Here is a 16,567-nt window from a genome sequence, read left to right as displayed (position 1 = left end):
GTCTCATGTGTCCATGCTCTGAACGGACTTCCTGCGTGGTTTCGTCGTTCCCCGTCACAACTTGATCACAAGGAGCATCCGGACCGTCGCAAGACGCTCGCCGGTAAGCTCCGAGTGTGCCCTCCATGAACGACCTCGTACGTCAGCACACCGCCCTGGGAACCGGGGACCTGGAATGGCTCCATCTCCTGGTCTCCGAATGGCAGCTGCTCTCCGACCTCTCCTTCGCCGACCTGGTCCTGTGGCTCCCCACCGAGGACGGCACCCGCTTCGTCTCCGTGGCGCAGATGCGGCCCAACACCGGGCCCACCTCCTACCAGGACGACATGGTCGGCCATCTGGTGCCCCGGGGCCGCCGGCCGTTGCTCGACGTCGCCCTGGACGAGGGGCGGATCGTGCGCGAGGGCGATCCCGAGTGGCGTGAGGAGGTCCCGGTGCGGGTGGAGTCCATCCCGGTGCGCCGGGAGGGCCAGGTGCTCGGCGTGATCGCGCGCAACACCAACCTGCTGACCGTGCGCACGCCGAGCCGGTTGGAGCTCACCTATCTGCAGAGCGCCTCCGACCTGGCGCAGATGATCGCCGGCGGCGCCTTCCCGTTCCCCGGCCAGCAGGTGGGGATGGACCGGGCGCCCCGGGTGGGGGACGGTTTCATCCGCCTGGACGCCGACGGCGTGGTGCAGTACGCCAGCCCCAACGCGCTCTCCGCCTACCACCGGCTGGGCCTGGCCACCGATCTGGTCGGCCTTCCGCTGGGCCCCACCACGGCCGAACTGGCCCCGACCCGTGGCCCTGTCGACGAGTCCCTGGTCAAGCTGGCCAGCGGCTGGGCGCCTCGGGAGGCGGAGATCGAGGGCGCCGACTGCGTGATCCAACTGCGCGCCATTCCCCTCAAACCCAAGGGCGAACGCATCGGTTCGTTGATACTGCTCCGCGATGTGACGGAATTGCGGCGCAGAGAGCGCGAGTTGATTACCAAGGACGCGACAATCCGCGAGATCCACCATCGCGTGAAGAACAATCTACAAACCGTGGCCGCGCTGCTCCGCCTACAGGCGCGACGGATCGGCGCCGCCGGTGACTCCAACGCTAGGGCGGCGCTGGAGGAGGCCGTTCGCCGGGTCGGTTCGATCGCCATCGTGCACGAGACCCTCTCGCAGAACCTCGACGAGCGGGTGGAGTTCGACGAGATCGCCGACCGGGTGATCGCGATGGTCGCCGAACTCTCCCCGGACGGCCGGGTGGTGGGCCGGCGTACCGGCCGGTTCGGGATTCTGGAGGCGGAGACGGCGACGCCGCTCTCCATGGTGCTCACCGAGGTGTTGCAGAACGCCCTTGAGCACGCCTTCGGCCCGGGGGAGCGGGGCACGATCGACGTGGCGGCGACACGCGCCGAGGCGACGCGCTCGGCGCACCGGCTGCTGGTCACGGTGCAGGACGACGGGCGGGGCCTGCCGGCGGGCTTCGATCCGCGGGGCGGCGGGAATCTCGGGCTACAGATCGTCCGCACCCTGGTCGAGGGGGAGTTGGGCGGCCGGTTCGACATGTTCCCCGCCGAGGGCGGTGGCACCCGGGTGGTCCTCGACCTGCCTCTCGAACCCGAGAAGCGCTGAGGAGGGAAGATCTGTAAGGGAGTTGACGAGCCGTCAATTCCCCTACGGGGAAGGCGCGCACCGGGAAGGCCGGTGGACAGCACTGAGCCCCGGCGCCCTGGCCTTTCGGCCTGGTGCCGGGGCTCATCACGTTCTACGCGATGTGCACCTCGGTCGGTGCGGGTGCTGCGGCTCGGGGCAGCGAAGGGGCGGCGGCGCCGGCCTGTGTCAGGCGGTGGCCTTGCGCGCTCGGTTGCGGGCGGCGCGGCGCTTCATGGCGCGGCGCTCGTCCTCGCTCATGCCGCCCCAGACGCCGGAGTCCTGGCCGGACTCCAGAGCCCACTGCAGGCACTGCTCCATCACGGGGCAGCGGCGGCAGACGGCCTTGGCTTCCTCGATCTGCAGCAGCGCGGGACCGGTGTTGCCGATGGGGAAGAACAGCTCGGGGTCTTCCTCGCGGCAAACGGCGCTGTGACGCCAGTCCATGTCTGCTCCATCTCCTGCACGTTGCAGTTACATTGCTTGTGAATGTGAACGCTTTCACGAATCCCCTCACAGGGAACGAGCCGTCGGTTGGACGTCGCTCAGAGTGAAGCCCCTCATGCGATCCCGCAGGATGGGAGGGAAGGATTCGGGCTCTCAAGGGGGCCAAGGGCTTGGCCGTCCCGATCGCCATGAAGAGGTTCGCAAACCTCGGCGACGGATACAACCCCTTCCGACAAGTTTTTTTTGAATCCTTGGTGTCGCCTAGCTCACAACCCTAATTCCCTTGGGTGGAGTCTGCGCTAAACGTTCGACTAGAAGGAGTTTTCGCGGTTCTGCTCACACAATCACACGCAGTGCACGGCGCACGCCTGTGAAGGAGACGCTGTTTCGCAGTCCCAGGTGGTCACCATCAAGCTGAAACGGCAGTGGCGCCTGCGATTGCAAGGTGAACTCCGTTTCGTCATGCAACGACACGACATGTCGGCCATGTGGCCCTCGGTCCGGGCTGGAGCGCAGCAGTTGGGTTCCGTAGCGCGTGACGGCGGCCGAGGAGAGGCGGGAGAGGCCGAGCAGATCGAGCCCCGTGTCGAACGAGGCGCGCGGCGCGGCGTACACCGGCCGGTTCCCCAGGAAGGTCCAGGGTGCCGTATTGCAGATTATCGACAACACCAGCCCCTCGACGGGCTCTTCGCCGGGGCGGGTCAACGAGATGGTGCCGTGCGTCCGCTGCCGGTCGCCGAGGAAATGCCGCATCGCCTGCCGCACATACAGCGCGTGGGTGGAACGTTTGCCCCGCTCCCGCTGCCCCTCCACCCGGCCGATCACTCCCGCGTCGAAGCCGTAGCCGGCGCAGAACGTGAACCAACGGCTCGGCACCTCCGCGTCCGGGGTGCCGGGGGTGCCCGTGGCCAGGCCCAGGCCGACGGTGCGCTCGGAGCGGGCGTGCAGGGCGTCGAGCAGCGCGCCGGTGGCCTCCACGGCGTCGTTGGGGAGCCCGAGCGCCCGGGCGAAGACATTGGTCGAGCCGCCGGGCACCACCGCCAGCCGGGGCAGCTCGCCGCCGGGGTCGGGCCCGTTGTGCAGCAGCCCGTTGACGACCTCGTTGACCGTGCCGTCCCCGCCGAGCGCGATCACCACATCCGTGGTGCCCGACTCCGCCGCCTGGCGGGCGAGACGCCGGGCGTGGCCCCGGTACTCGGTGGCGGCGACATCGAGCTTGAGGTCGCTGGCCAGCGCGTGGCTGAGCACGTCACGGGTCCGCGCACTGGTGGTGGTGGCTACGGGGTTGACCACGAGAAGTGCGCGCATGGTGGCAGGGTACCCAGGTCAGGCGCCTCGGCGTGGGGGCGGTGCCTTATACCCTGGCCGGGTGAGCGAGAAGAGCCCGCGGGAAGCGGAGCGGATGGAGGCCCGTCGGCCGCGTCGGATCGCGTTGGCCGCCGTGCTGTGCGGCGCGCAGGGAGCGGTGTTGGCCGGGGTCGGCGCGCTGCTCCTGGTGTTCGCCGTCGGTGGGGATTCGGATGATCTCGGCCAGGCGGTGGCCGGCGGTCTCACCCTGCTGGCGCTCGCCGGCATACCGCTGATGGCGGGGCACGGGCTGTGGCGGCTGCGGCGCTGGAGCCGGGGCCCGGCCGTGATGGCGCAGTTGCTCGGGCTGCCGATCTCCTTCACGCTGCTGGGCAGCGGAGGCGCCTGGGTGGTGGCCGCGCTGGCCCTGGCGGGCTCGGTGGCCGTGGTGCTCGGCTCCCTGCTCAGCCCCACCGCCACCGAGGCGCTCGGCGTGGGTCCTGAGCGGGCCTGATCCGGGCGGGCGACCGTCCGGTGGCGAAGGACGGTCGGGCCCTCACTCCTCGACGAGCAGCTTCTCCCGGAGTTGGGCCAGGGTGCGGGCCAACAGCCGGGAGACATGCATCTGCGAGATGCCGACCTCCTGGGCGATCTGCGACTGGGTCATGTTGCCGAAGAAGCGCAGCAGCAGGATCTTCTTCTCCCTGGGCGGCAGTTGCTCCAGCAGGGGCTTGAGCGACTCGCGGTACTCCACGCCCTCCAGCGCGTCGTCCTCGGCGCCCAGCGTGTCGGCGACGGCCGGCGACTCGTCGTCGGTGTCGGGGACGTCCAGGGAGAGCGTGCTGTACGCGTTGGCCGACTCCAGGCCCTCCAGTACATCCTCTTCGGAGATGTTCAGCCGCTGGGCCAGCTCGTGCACCGTGGGGGCCCTGCCGTGCTGTTGGGACAGCTCAGCGGTGGCCTGGCTCAGCGAGAGGCGCAGCTCCTGGAGCCGCCGGGGGACCCGCACGGCCCAGCCCTTGTCCCGGAAGTGCCGTTTGATCTCGCCGACCACGGTGGGCGTGGCGTAGGTGGAGAACTCCACGCCGCGCTCGGGGTCGAAGCGGTCGACGGACTTGATCAACCCGATGGTGGCGACCTGGGTGAGGTCGTCCAGCGGCTCGCCCCGATTGCGGAAGCGGCGCGCGAGATGCTCCACCAGCGGCAGATGCATGCGCACCAGGGTGTCGCGCAACTCCGCCTTCGCCGCTGAGCCTTCGGGCAGCTCGCGCAGCCGGACGAAGAGGGCCCTGGCCGCGCTGCGGTCCTGCGGATCGGCCGACAGACGGCGTCGCGTCTGTGGTTGGTCGGCTCCGAACCGCCGGATCGGCGGGTCGGACTGCCCGGGAATGGCCGCGCCGGCCGGCTGTTGGTGTGCCGCCGTGCGCGCTGTCTGGTCCACCTCGTTCACCTCGGCCCCCTCGTCCCGTGGCGGCCCCTGGGCGCCGGTCACGGCGCTCCGGGGGCGGCGCCGCGCTTCTTGTGCAGGCTGATGCTGACCGTCTTGTCCTCGGCGACGGTCGATTCGACTTCGCCGGCGAGCGCGGTGAGCACTGTCCAGGCGAAGGTGTCACGCTCCGGCGCGTGCCCCTCCGTGGTCGGGGCGGAGACCGTGACCCGCAGCGCGTCGCCGACCAGCGTGAAGACGCAGTCGAGCACACTGCCGTGGATGGCCTGCTGGAGCAGAATGGCGCACGCCTCGTCCACCGCGATGCGCAGATCCTCGATCTCGTCGAGGGTGAAGTCCAGTCGGGCCGCGAGCCCGGCCGTGGCCGTCCGCAGCACCGACAGATACGCACCCGCGGCCGGTAGCCGGACTTCGACGAAGTCCTGCGATCCGGGCTCACCTGGGAATTGGGACACCCTCACCTCCACAGAGACTCACAGTTCGTAAGCGCTCCAGGGCACCACCGAGGTGCCCTGGCCGCCCTGCGACGCTACCGCGATCCACAGCGCGCTGTCGCCTGACCCGGGATGTGGCCGACCGACCCGACCACCTCAGCGGTATTACTCATCGTAATGCACTCAGTGCTTACTGTGCCCGGTGGGGTGGCGTCAAATCCCGTGTCCACGACAGATGTTGTGCGTGATCACCGCGATGGTCGTTGATCGTACTGCCCCAGGGGCCCCACGCGTCACGGCCAGCCGAGGAGGGTCAGGTCGACCTCGTCGCTCAGGCAGCGCTCCACCAGGCGGTCGCCGCCGAAGACCATGGTCGCCGAGTACGCGGGCAGCGCGTCGACGTCCACCCAGCGCACCTCGGAGTGCTTGGCCGGTTCGACGTTGCGCGGCTCGCCGCTCCAGTCCTCGGTCCTGAACACCACCGTGACGAAGCCGTTGGGCGCCTCGACGCCGCGCGCCACATGCAGCACATGGGCCAGCCGGAGCGCCGACTCCTTCACGACCAGCCCCGTCTCCTCGCGCAACTCCCGTACGGCGGTGGTGGTCACCGGCTCGCCCGGATCGCTCTTGCCGACCGGCAGATCCCACTGCCCGGGCGCGAACTTGGCGGCCGGGCCGCGGCGCAGCAGCAGCACGCGGTGCGTCGCCGGGTCGTGCACCAGCACGGCGGCGGCGAGCATGGTCATGGACTGGACGGCCGGGGGCAGCGCTGAGGACATGCCGGCAGCGTAGCCAGCGAGGCGGGCCGCGCGGCAGCGGGTTTCTCCGCCGGTCACCAGCCGCGCGGCCCCGGGTGCGGCCAGGGGTGCGGGCTGGGCGCGCCGCCGGCGTGCCCGCGGGAGCCGGCCGCGGCCAGGGCGCCGACCGTGGCCAGCAGCGCGGCGACGGAGACGAGAACGGTCGTCAGCAGCAGGGTGCCGCGGGTGGTCTCCAGGAGGTGGTCCCAGCTGTCCTCCCTGATGACGCCGATCAGTTGGCGCAGCTCCAGATAGAACAGCATGCCGGCCAGGGCGAGCCCGCCGCCGCGTGCCACGGGACGACCGGCGACGGCCAGCGCGCCGACCGCCAGCAGGGAGATCGGCAGCGCGGCTTCGTAGAAGCCGATGCCGCTGGTCAACGAGGTGGGCGAGTGGAAGAGCGCGGGGTCGACGAGGTCTCTGAAGTAGTCGGTCCAGCTCTTCCAGCCGTATTCGGCCGCCAGTCGCTGGTTGTCCAGGACCCAGGCCAGGTCCACCAGCGCCAGGACGATCATCAGCCCGCCGCCGATGCCGAGGAGGCGTCGGCCGGTGGGGGACGGCCCCGGCGCCGTCGCGGCCCGGCCCCGTTCGCCGGCGGGCAGCAACAGCAGCAGCAGGGCGATGGCGATGGCCAGCCCCGAGGCGTAGGTGACCAGCGTCCAGGCACCGTAGTCCGGCACCTCGAAGCCCGCGCGGTACCGGTCGTCCAGCGCGCCGACCGCCTGCCGCAGGCAGAGCCCCAGCAGGAGGAACGCCAGCACCAGCGCGCCGCCCCTGGCCACCTGGCGCTGGCAGAGCGCGAGGACGCCCACGGTGAGGAGCGCGGCGGCGAACACCCACTCGTACGGGGTGAGGGCCAGGGGGTGCACCTGCCGCAGCGGATCGAACAGGAGCGCCTGGAACAGGTCGCCCGGGCTGCTCCAGGAGTCGTTGACGCCGGTGATCACCCAGGCGCTCACGCCGCCGGCGAAGAGCAGCAGCAGGACGCCGGCGATCAGGTAGCGCGGGGCGTGTTCGGCCGGCGCGCGGCCGTGGACGGCCGGCGGCCTGGGGCCGGACGGGGGCGGTGCGTGGGGCGGCGGTCCCTGGGGCGGTGTCGGTGGGCCCTGCGGGATCGGGTCCGAAGTGGTCATGAGTCCCCCCGTGCTGCGATGAGCGACGCCTCGGAAGCGGAAGCGGCTGGCCGCCTCCGCCGAAACGGCGCTTCGACCATGTCAGGGGCCGTCGGGCGGGGGGAAGCGACGGGGCGGGGCTTGTTGCCAAGGCGTTGCACGCGCGGGGTGGGCGGCAGCGGTCCGGAAAAAGGAAAACCGCCCCTTGAAAGGGCGGCGAATTCTTCGCTATATTGCTGGGTTTGATGCGCCTGAAAAGGATCGGCGAGTCAACTCACAAGCTAATTCTAGCGAATTTCTGGCGAGTAGAGGAAAGCGATGTCAAGTCGCCAGGAAAACGGGGACCTCGATGCCGAACGCCGCTATGTGAATGGCCTGTACGAGCGGCTCGACGCCCTGCGCGAGCAGGTGGCGCGGCAGCTGGACGCCACCCTGGCGAGCACCGGGCTCGGCCATCAGGGGCTGGCCGAACGCGATGTCACGGCACAGGAGTTGGCCAGCCGGCTGGCGCTGCTCGACGGTGTGGAGAACGGGCTGTGCTTCGGCCGACTCGATATGCGGGACGAGGAGCGCCGCTATATCGGCCGGCTGGGGCTGCGGGACACGGACGGAACGTACAACCCGTTGCTCATCGACTGGCGGGCGCCCGCCGCTCGTCCCTTCTATGTGGCCACCGCGCTCAATCCGTTGGAGGTGCGTCGGCGTCGGCATATCCAGTCACAGGGGCGCGTCGTCGTCGGAGTGTGGGACGAGGAGTTCGCCGGCACCGCCGAGGTGAGCGGGGACTCGGCGCTGCTGGACGCGCTGAACGCGGCCAGGACGGACCGGATGGGCGACATCGTGGCCACCATCCAGGCCGAGCAGGACGAGGTCATCCGTGCCCACCACCGTGGGGTGCTGGTGGTGCAGGGCGGCCCAGGCACGGGAAAGACCGCCGTCGCGCTCCACCGCGCCGCCTACCTCCTCTACACCCGGCGTGAACAACTGGCCAGGAGCGTGGTGCTGGTGGTCGGCCCCAACCCGACGTTCCTGCGCTACATCGGCGACGTGCTGCCCTCGCTGGGCGAGACCGGCGTGCTTCTTGCCACCGTCGACCAGCTCTACCCCGGCGTGCGCCCCCAGGGCGCGGAGCATGCGGCGGGCGCGACGCTCAAGGGGCGGCGCGCCATGGTCGAGGTGCTGGAACGGGCCGTCGCCGACCGTCAACTGGCCCCGGACGACGGCTGTGTCGTCGAGGTCGACCGCCAGCGGCTCCGGCTGGCGCCGACCACCTGCGCCGCGCTCAGGCGGGCGGCCAGGGCGAGCGGACTGCCGCACAACCAGGCCAGAGACGTCTTCGCGAAGCTGCTGGTCGACGCCCTGACCGAGCTGTCGGTGGCGGAGTTCGGCACGGATGTGCTGGACGGCGGCCCGCTGTTGGGCGAGGAGGAGATCGCCACCGTCCGCGCCGACCTCGTCGCCGAGCCCGCGGTGCGGGCGACCCTCGACGAGCTGTGGCCCACGCTCAGCCCGACGACGCTGCTCGCCGGCCTCCTCGGCTCGCTCGACCGGCTGGCCGTGGCCGCGCCCGGGCTGACCGAGGCGGAACGCGCCGCCCTGCACCGCCCCGAGGCGCCCGACGGCTGGACGGCGGCGGATGTGCCCCTGCTGGACGAGGCGGCCGAGCTCCTCGGCCCGCTGCCCGAGGCGGGCCCCGGCCCCGAGGACGAGGAACGGGCCCACGCGCTGCGGCTGGCCGGGGAGGCGCTGGCCGTCGGCTACGGCTCCCGGACGGTCGACGTCGACGACGGCGAGGAGTCGGAACAGCTCGCCGGCTGGGACCTGTTGGACGCCGAGGCGCTCGCCGAGCGGCAGGCCGCCGTGGATCACCGCACCCCGGCGCGGCGCGCCGCGGCCGACCGCACCTGGGCCTTCGGCCATGTGGTGGTGGACGAGGCGCAGGAGCTGTCCCCGATGGCCTGGCGGCTGCTGATGCGCCGCGCTCCCGCCCGGTCGATGACGCTGGTCGGCGATATCGCGCAGACCGGTGACCCGGGGGGCGCGCCGTCCTGGGACGACGTGCTGCGGCCCCATGTGGGCGACCGCTGGCGGCTGGCCGAGCTGACCGTCAACTACCGGCTGCCGACGGAGATCGCCGAGGTCGCGGCCGAGGTGCTCGGCCGGATCGACCCGTCGCGGCGGGCGCCGCGCGCCGTGCGGGAGAGCGGTGTGCGCCCCTGGTGGCGCCGCGCGGCGGACGCCTCGCCCGCCGGGCTGGCCGCCGAGGCGGCGCGGCTCGCCGCGCTGGAGTGCGAGGCGCTGCCGGCGGGACGGGTCGCCGTGCTGGTGCCCCGGGCGCTGCGGGGCGCGGCCGGGGCGGCGGTCGCGGCCCTGGGGCGCGGCGAGCGGATCGTCGCGTTGGACCCGGGCACCGCCAAGGGGCTTGAGTTCGACGCGGTGGTGGTCGTCGACCCGGAGCGGATGGTCGCCGATGGGCCGCGTGGACTCGGCGACCTCTATGTCGCGCTGACCCGCCCGACCAGGCGTCTTGGCGTGCTCCACCCGGGGTCAGCGCCGCCGGTGGGGCTGGCGGGCCTGGTCGGGCCGCTGGGGTGCGAGCGGGGCACGGGTCAGTGCGCGTCGTAGATGCCCTGGTAGTGGCCGAGGGCGGTGGCGCTGATCCGTTCGTCGCTCCAGGAGGCGAAGCGGTCGGGGGCCAGCCGCTCGGGGTCGACCAGCGGGTCGCCGGTCTCCAGGAGCTGGCTGGCCAGCTGGCGGCCGACGCCGCCGGCGTGGGTGACCCAGGACGCCTCGGCGCACCACAGCCCCGCCACCCCGGCGGCTGGCCCGACCAGTGGGAGTTCGTCGGGCGTCAGGGCGAACACCCCGTTGAGGCGGCGGCCCACTGGGGCCGTGCGGAAGACCGGCACCAGGGCGGTGGCCGCGGCCGGGGCGGTGCCGAAGTCCTCTTCCCTGAAGGGGAGTTCCGCTGAGGTGAGGGCGGCTGAGGGAGTCAGCGGAAGCGGTGGGTGGGCGTAGGAGCCGAGCCCGTAGCGGCGGCCGTGGCGGCGGGTGTAGACGGCGTGGTCGGGGTAGCGGACGATCGGTCCGTCGATGGGGGTGTCGTCGAGTTCCGGCAGTTCGGCGGTGTAGAGGTAGGGGTGTTGGACGGCGGCCATGGGCAGGCGCACGCTGGCCGTCGCCGCCAGCACGGGGCCCCAGATCCCGGTGGCCAGCACGGTCCGGCCGGCGCGCAGCAGCTCGCCGTCCGCCCCGGCGCGCACGCCCACCACCCGGCCGTCCTCGATCTCCAGCGCGCGCACCGGCGCGTCGAAGCGGAAGCGCGCTCCGCCGTTCGTGGCGGCCTGGACGAGGGCGTGGGTGAGCGCGGCCGGGTCGGCGGCGCCGTCGGTGGGCAGGTGCAGCGCGCCCAGGGCGCGCTCGGCGTCGATCAGCGCGGGGGCCAGCGCTGCGGCCTCGGTGGGGTCGAGCACCCGGGCCGGCAGTCCGGCCCGTTCGCCCTGCTCCACGTCGTGGTGGGCCTGCTCAAGGCGGGCGGGTGTGGTGGCGACCTCAAGGCAGCCGACCTGCAAGAAGACCGGCTCGGGCGTGGTCTTGGCGAGCGCGCGGTAGGTGGCGACGCTGTCCCGGGCCAGCACGGTCAGCTCGGGGGTGGCGCTGAGCTGGCCGACGAAGCCGGGCGCCAGACCGGTCGAGCCGGGCAGCCGGGCGCGGTCACGGGCGTCGAGCACCGTCACCCGCTCGTGCCCCAGCCGGGTGAGGTGGTAGGCGACCGAGGCCCCCACCACGCCGGCGCCGACGATCAGGATCTCTTCGGCGAACCGCTTTCCCGCGCTCCTGTTCACGTCCATCTCCCCTGGTTCGGGCGCCCGCTGACCGGGCGCCTGGCGGACAGGGGAATCCTCCGTCACCGGCCCCCGGCCGGCCAAGAGGGGCGGCGGGCGGCCGGTGCACAAGAGCGCACCCGGACCGCCATGGCCGCCGGGTTGGGCGGGCCGCGATCCGGGTGCGGAGGGGATGGACGCCCTGAGGGGGCGTCAGCCCTTCTTGGTCTCCCAGAAGATCTTGTCGATCTGGGCGATGTAGTCCAGGGCCTTCTGGCCGGTCGCCGGGTCGGTCGAACCCTTGGCGGCGCTCAGGGCCTTGAGGGTCTCGTTGACCAGCTGGTGCAGCTCGGGGTACTTCTCGAAGTGCGGCGGCTTGAAGTAGTCGCTCCACAGCACCGAGACGTGATGCTTCGCCAGCTCGGCGCGCTCCTCCTTGATGACGGTGGCCCTGGCACGGAAGTGCGGGTCGTCGTTGGCTTGGTACTTCTCCTGGACGGCCTTGACGGACTCGGCCTCGATGCGGGCCTGGGCCGGGTCGTACACGCCACACGGAAGGTCGCAGTGCGCGCTGACCTTGACCTTCGGGGCGAACAGGCGGGAGAGCATAGAGCTGTCCTTCCTCGTGATCGTCTTCTCACCGGCGAGGTTACTCCGTACAGGGCCGGTTTTCTCCGTCGACCCGGGGGCTCGGCGGGGTCTTGGATCGAAAGTCCCATGCCGTGGCGGGCCCTGAGGCGGAGCCTGGCGGGTGGGGGCGCGAGGATGGTTCGGGCCCGGGGTACGGGCCGGTCCGAGGCGCCCGCATGCGATCAACGGGCGTTCCGGGCACGATGGCTCATGGACGACAAGTGAGGGTGCGATGAGGTTTGGGTTGGCCGAGGTCTACAACCCCTCGATGCTGCCCACCCTGCGTCCGGGTGACCAGTTGCTGCTCGCCTATGGTGCCAGGGTGCGTCCCGGGCATGTGGTGGTGCTGCGCCACCCGTTCCAGCACGATCTGCTGATCGTGAAGCGCGCGGTGGAGCGGCGGGACGAGGGCTGGTGGGTGCTGGGCGACAACGGCGCGGTCACCAACGACAGTCGGGAGTTCGGCGTGGTGCCGGACGGGCTGCTGGTGGCGAGGGCGCTGGTGCGGCTGCGCTCGCCGTTGGGTCAGCGTTCCCCGGCTGACGCCGTCGGGTCGCCCGGCGTCTCCGGGCTGGTCGAGGCGCCGGCGCCCGCCGGCTCCCCGGGCCGGGTCGGCTCCCTGGTGGGGGCGCTGGGCCGGCTGCCGTCCACCGTGCGCCCGCTCTCCGCGCGCTCCCGGCGCTTGCGCGCCCGGTAGGCGGCGACGTTGGCGCGGGTGGCACAGCGGTCGGTGCAGTAGCGCTTGGAACGATTGGTCGATGTGTCGATATAGGCGTTGCGGCAGGGGGCCGCTTCGCAGATGCCGAGCCGGTTGACGCCCAGATCGGTGAGCTGGAAGGCGAGCCCCATGCAGGCGATGGCGGCATAGCCGGCGGTGGCGTTCGACGGATGCTCGGCGAGGTGCAGGTGCCAGCGGGGCCGACCGGCCTCGTCGAGGTAGTCGTGCCCCGAGATCTGGGGGCTCGCCGGGTATTCGAGCAGCAGGGCGTTCAGCAGGTCGACGGCGCGCACCTCCTCGCCCTCGTGCGCGGCGGTGAAGACGGCGCGCAGCCGGCCGCGGACGCCGCGCAGTCGGGTCACATCGCCCTCGCCCGCCCGGCGGGCCGCGTGCTGGGCCTCGCCGAAGAGCGCGCGGACGGCGTCCACCGAGGTGAGGGAGTCGGTGCCGCGCTGCGGCTGCTCCGTGTTCACCAGGCGTACGGCGAAGTCCGCGTAATAGGTCAACTCCATTGTGATTCCTTACCGGCGCGGTTTATAGTCGGCCCGGGCCATAGTAATGGGCCGATCCGGATATCGGCCCTTACTGACGGCTCTCGCGTCTTCTCGACCGACACCGAGCCCAGGGGAGCGGATATGACGGACTGGTCTGTTTGGCAGCAGAGTTGGGACGATCAGCAGGAGTGGTACCTGCCGGATCGGGAGGAGCGGTTCCGGGTGATGCTCGACGCGGTCGAGGCCGTCGTCGGGGACCGTCCCCGCGTGCTCGATCTCGCCTGTGGCACCGGCAGCATCAGTGCCAGGGCGCTGCGCAGGTTCCCCGACGCGGTCAGCACGGGCGTCGACCTCGACCCCGCGCTGCTGACCATCGCCAGGGGCAGCTTCGCCGACCACCCCAGGGCCTCGTTCGTCGCCGCCGATCTCACCGACCCCGACTGGACGGCCGCGCTCCCGCACCCCTCCTATGACGCGGTGCTGACCGCGACCGCACTGCACTGGCTGCGCGAGGAGTCGCTGCGCGCGCTCTACGGCCGGCTGGCCCAACTGGTGCGGCCCGGCGGCGTCTTCCTCAACGCCGACCATATGCCGCACGAGCGGGCGCCCCGGATCAACGCGGCGATCAGGGCCTTCGACGAGGCCAGGCAGCGCCGGGAGAAGGAGCGGGGCCGCGCCGACTGGGCGGAGTGGTGGCGGTCGGCCGCCGAGGCGCCCGAGTTGGCCGCCCCCACGGCGGAGCGGTTCCGGATCTTCGGCGACCCCAGCGAGGGCGATCACTCCGACGGGCAGATGTTCTCCATCGACTGGCATGTCGACGCCCTGCGCGAGGCCGGCTTCGCCGAGGCCAGGCCGGTCTGGGCCTCCCCGAACGACGCCACCGTGCTGGCCCTGCGCTGAACCCGCACCCCCGCCGCCCGGCCCGCACGGGCCGGACGGCGGGCGCGGCGGGTCAGATCCGCGCGACGCCCTCGGCGCGCGCCGCCTCGGCGACGGCGGCGGCCACGGCCGGCGCCACCCGCTCGTCGAACGGGGAGGGGATCACCCGGGTGGGGCTCAGCTCGTCAGCGACCACCGAGGCCAGGGCCTCGGCGGCGGCCAGCTTCATGCCCTCGGTGATCCGGGTGGCCCGCACCCGCAGGGCGCCGGCGAAGATCCCGGGGAAGGCCAGCACGTTGTTGATCTGGTTGGGGAAGTCGCTGCGCCCGGTGGCCACCACCGCCGCGTGCCGGGCGGCCACCTCGGGGTGGACCTCGGGGTCCGGGTTGGCCATGGCGAAGACGAACGCGCCCGGGGCCATGCTCGCCACCGCCGACTCGGGAACGGTGCCCCCGCTGACCCCGACGAACACGTCGGCGCCGGCCAGCGCGTCCGCCAGCGAACCGGTCAGTCCCGTCCGGTTGGTCAGCTCGGCCAACTCCCGTTTGACGTCCGTCAGATCCGTGCGGTCCGCCGAGACCACGCCGCGCCGGTCGCAGACCACGACGTCGCCGACGCCGGCGCCCATCAGGATGCGGCTGATGGCGACGCCGGCCGCGCCGGCGCCCGAGATGACCACCCGCAGATCGGCCAGGTCACGCCCGGTGAGCCTGGCCGCGTTCCGCAGCGCGGCCAGCGTGACCACGGCGGTGCCGTGCTGGTCGTCGTGGAAGACCGGGATGTCCAGGCGCTCCTGGAGCCGCCGCTCGATCTCGAAGCACCGCGGGGCCGAGATGTCCTCCAGGTTGATGCCGCCGAAGGACGGCGCCAACCGGACGACGGTCTCGACGAGTTCGTCGGGCTCGCGGCAGTCGAGCGCCACCGGGACCGCGTCCACGCCGCCGAACTGCTTGAACAGGATGGCCTTGCCCTCCATCACCGGAAGCGACGCCTCGGGCCCGATGTCGCCCAGGCCGAGCACCGCGCTGCCGTCGGTGACCACCGCGACCGTCCCCGACTTCCAGGTGTAGTCGTGGACCAGCTCGGGCCGTTCCGCGATCGCCTCGCAGACCCGGGCGACGCCGGGGGTGTAGGCGAGCGAGAGGTCGTCCGCGTCGCGCAGCGGGACGGTGCCGCGCACGGCCATCTTGCCGCCCCGGTGCAGGGCGAACACCGGGTCGATGCCGGCGTCGACCAGCCCGGCCGACGGGGCATGGGTGGGCTGTTCGCGGGTGAGTTCACCGCGTGGGTTGATGATCTCCGATGCCACTGGCTGAGAACCCCTTTGTCTCATGCAATCTCATGCGGGTCGGCGCGGTGTCGGTGCTCCGAGGCACAACGCGCCGCACCGTGACTGTTCGCGGGTGGCCGCTCTCCGGTCGGAGCACGGGCGGCACCACGTCCGCCGCCCGTCCGGCACGTGGCTGCCGGCACGGGGAGGGTGCGGACGCCGGGCGCTTCGCACAGACGCCCAGGTCCCCGGGTGAGGGGTGTAAGGGTCGGTTCTACCGGATGGAGGGGCCGGGACACGAATGGGTTCGGCGTCCGGGCGAACCGCGCCGGCCCGGCCGGCGGACGCGCGCCGCGCCGGGCCACGGGGCGTGCTCGGCCTCCGCTGACCTGCGGTGGCGGGGGTGCGTGACGCATCTCTCAGGAACGCGCAAGGAACAACCCGCGCCCACGAGTTGTCCACCTCCGCTCTCCGGTGTCGGTTGTCCGTTATCCGATCTTGATCTACTGGCCGGTGAAGTTCCGCTTTCGGATGGCAGGATGTCCTCTCATCGACCGTTGAACCCCGTCGCGACACTCGAAGACGCGTGCCCGGCCCCCCTCGGTTTTTCGCCCCAGGAGGATCACGCCATGACCGCCAGCCTCACTCGCCGCTCCCGTCTGGCCGCGGCAGGTGCGCTCGCCGCCGCAGGCGTTCTGCTGCTCGGTGCCTGTGGTGACCAGACCGACGACGCCGGGGACGACTCCGGCGGCTCCGGCGGTTCGGAGTCCTCCGACACCGGCGAGGGCACGGAGGAGCGCGGCGAGCTGTTCGAGCTGTTGCCGCAGAGCATCCAGGACGCCGGCGAGATCAAGGTCGGCTCGGACATCGCCTACGCGCCCATCGAGTTCATCGACGAGAACGACGAGATCGCCGGCATCGACCCGGACATCGGCGCCGCGCTCGGCGAGGCCCTCGGGGTTGACTTCGTCTTCGAGAACGGCACCTTCGACGGTCTGATCCTGGGCCTGAACAACGGCCGCCACGACGTGATCATGTCCGCGATGACGGACACGGCGGAGCGCCAGCAGGGCATCAGCGAGGACGCCGAGGGCGGCGCGGACTTCGTCAACTACTTCCAGGCCGGCTCCGCGATCCTGGTCCCCGTCGACAACCCGCACGGCGTCGAGTCCGTGGCCGACCTCTGCGGCCTCAACGTCGCGGCCCAGCAGGGCACCGCCAACGAGGCGGTCGTCGAGGCGGCGCAGGAGTCCTGCGACGAGGCGATCAGCCCGGTGATCAACCAGGTGGACAGCGACTCCATCGCCGCGCTCCAGAACGGCCGCGCCGACGTGGTCATCACGGACTACCCGGTGGCGCTCTACAACGAGCTGACCGCGGGCGACGGCGAGCTGTTCAAGGTAGTCGGCGAGCAGATCGACGCCGCGCCCTACGGCATCGCGGTCGCCAAGGACAACACCGAACTGCGCGACGCGCTCCAGGCCGCCGTCCAGGAGATCATCGACAACGGCACCTATGCCGAGATCCTGGCCGAGTGGAACGCGGAGGCCGGCGCGATCGACGAGGCGACCGTCAACGCCGGCGAGTGATCCAGCGGCAC

15 protein-coding genes and 1 pseudogene are annotated in these 16,567 nt (G+C 71.9%); 6 read left to right on the top strand and 10 right to left on the bottom strand.

Annotation, left to right across the window (positions count from 1 at the left end):
• The first annotated feature begins 116 nt into the window (after positions 1-116).
• Positions 117-1,610, top strand: a complete 1,494-nt coding sequence (locus K4G22_RS08525; protein WP_228079282.1) for a sensor histidine kinase — start codon at positions 117-119, stop codon at positions 1,608-1,610.
• A gap of 207 nt (positions 1,611-1,817) precedes the next feature.
• Here K4G22_RS08525 and K4G22_RS08520 read toward each other — a convergent pair whose 3' ends face one another.
• Entirely contained in the window at positions 1,818-2,075 is a 258-nt protein-coding gene (locus tag K4G22_RS08520) for a WhiB family transcriptional regulator (RefSeq protein WP_062206726.1), read from the bottom strand.
• Positions 2,076-2,411: 336 nt separating this feature from the next.
• Positions 2,412-3,383 carry a diacylglycerol/lipid kinase family protein gene (locus tag K4G22_RS08515; protein ID WP_228079281.1) on the bottom strand — a complete coding sequence of 324 codons (972 nt, stop codon included), beginning with the start codon at positions 3,381-3,383 and terminating at the stop codon, positions 2,412-2,414.
• A gap of 61 nt (positions 3,384-3,444) precedes the next feature.
• Between K4G22_RS08515 and K4G22_RS08510 the strand changes: the two genes are divergently transcribed.
• Positions 3,445-3,876: a hypothetical protein gene (locus tag K4G22_RS08510; RefSeq protein ID WP_228079280.1), complete on the top strand. Its 432-nt coding sequence runs from the start codon at positions 3,445-3,447 to the stop codon at positions 3,874-3,876.
• A 42-nt stretch (positions 3,877-3,918) separates the two neighbouring features.
• On the opposite strand, the gene K4G22_RS08505 is transcribed toward K4G22_RS08510, so the two are convergent.
• The 4 genes from K4G22_RS08505 to K4G22_RS08490 form a co-directional block, all read right to left on the bottom strand.
• On the bottom strand, positions 3,919-4,854 hold the full coding sequence (locus K4G22_RS08505; protein WP_228079279.1) for an RNA polymerase sigma factor SigF: 936 nt from the start codon (positions 4,852-4,854) through the stop codon (positions 3,919-3,921).
• Positions 4,851-5,264, bottom strand: coding sequence for an ATP-binding protein (locus K4G22_RS08500; RefSeq protein WP_062206720.1), 414 nt, complete (start codon positions 5,262-5,264; stop codon positions 4,851-4,853). Before K4G22_RS08500 ends, K4G22_RS08505 begins: the two co-directional genes overlap by 4 nt.
• A gap of 272 nt (positions 5,265-5,536) precedes the next feature.
• Entirely contained in the window at positions 5,537-6,022 is a 486-nt protein-coding gene (locus K4G22_RS08495) for an NUDIX domain-containing protein (RefSeq protein WP_228079278.1), read from the bottom strand.
• A 53-nt stretch (positions 6,023-6,075) separates the two neighbouring features.
• The gene (locus K4G22_RS08490; RefSeq protein WP_228079277.1) at positions 6,076-7,173 is read right to left on the bottom strand and encodes a hypothetical protein; all 1,098 of its coding nucleotides are present in this window, start codon (positions 7,171-7,173) and stop codon (positions 6,076-6,078) included.
• Positions 7,174-7,470: 297 nt separating this feature from the next.
• Here K4G22_RS08490 and K4G22_RS08485 point away from each other — a divergent pair, with 297 nt between their 5' ends.
• Positions 7,471-9,777: a HelD family protein gene (locus K4G22_RS08485; RefSeq protein WP_228079276.1), complete on the top strand. Its 2,307-nt coding sequence runs from the start codon at positions 7,471-7,473 to the stop codon at positions 9,775-9,777.
• Here the strand turns inward: K4G22_RS08485 and K4G22_RS08480 are convergent.
• Both K4G22_RS08480 and sodN read right to left on the bottom strand, forming a co-directional pair.
• Positions 9,762-11,003 carry an NAD(P)/FAD-dependent oxidoreductase gene (locus K4G22_RS08480; RefSeq protein WP_425336630.1) on the bottom strand — a complete coding sequence of 414 codons (1,242 nt, stop codon included), beginning with the start codon at positions 11,001-11,003 and terminating at the stop codon, positions 9,762-9,764. The two genes, K4G22_RS08485 and K4G22_RS08480, sit on opposite strands and share 16 nt — an antisense overlap.
• Positions 11,004-11,189: 186 nt before the next feature.
• Positions 11,190-11,585 carry a superoxide dismutase, Ni gene (gene sodN, locus K4G22_RS08475; protein ID WP_228079274.1) on the bottom strand — a complete coding sequence of 132 codons (396 nt, stop codon included), beginning with the start codon at positions 11,583-11,585 and terminating at the stop codon, positions 11,190-11,192.
• A gap of 253 nt (positions 11,586-11,838) precedes the next feature.
• Here sodN and sodX point away from each other — a divergent pair.
• A pseudogene (gene sodX / locus K4G22_RS08470) lies at positions 11,839-12,141 on the top strand (nickel-type superoxide dismutase maturation protease); the annotation flags it as partial.
• On the opposite strand, the gene K4G22_RS08465 reads toward sodX, so the two are convergent.
• Complete coding sequence (locus K4G22_RS08465) at positions 12,132-12,836, bottom strand: CGNR zinc finger domain-containing protein (RefSeq protein ID WP_228079273.1); 705 nt, start codon at positions 12,834-12,836, stop codon at positions 12,132-12,134. The pseudogene sodX and the gene K4G22_RS08465 overlap by 10 nt on opposite strands.
• A 123-nt stretch (positions 12,837-12,959) precedes the next feature.
• Here K4G22_RS08465 and K4G22_RS08460 point away from each other — a divergent pair, with 123 nt between their 5' ends.
• Positions 12,960-13,718, top strand: a complete 759-nt coding sequence (locus K4G22_RS08460) for a class I SAM-dependent methyltransferase (RefSeq protein WP_228079272.1) — start codon at positions 12,960-12,962, stop codon at positions 13,716-13,718.
• A 52-nt stretch (positions 13,719-13,770) separates the two neighbouring features.
• Here the strand turns inward: K4G22_RS08460 and K4G22_RS08455 are convergent, their stop codons facing one another.
• A complete protein-coding gene (locus tag K4G22_RS08455; RefSeq protein WP_322785079.1) occupies positions 13,771-15,006 on the bottom strand; it encodes an NAD(P)-dependent malic enzyme in 1,236 nt (411 codons plus the stop codon).
• 590 nt (positions 15,007-15,596) lie between these two features.
• Here K4G22_RS08455 and K4G22_RS08450 point away from each other — a divergent pair.
• Positions 15,597-16,556: an ABC transporter substrate-binding protein gene (locus K4G22_RS08450; RefSeq protein WP_228079271.1), complete on the top strand. Its 960-nt coding sequence runs from the start codon at positions 15,597-15,599 to the stop codon at positions 16,554-16,556.
• The last annotated feature ends 11 nt before the right edge of the window (positions 16,557-16,567 follow it).

This window comes from Streptomyces profundus (assembly GCF_020740535.1).
Classification (GTDB): Bacteria; Actinomycetota; Actinomycetes; order Streptomycetales; family Streptomycetaceae; genus Streptomyces; species Streptomyces profundus.
This window is presented reverse-complemented; position numbering and strand designations above follow the sequence as displayed.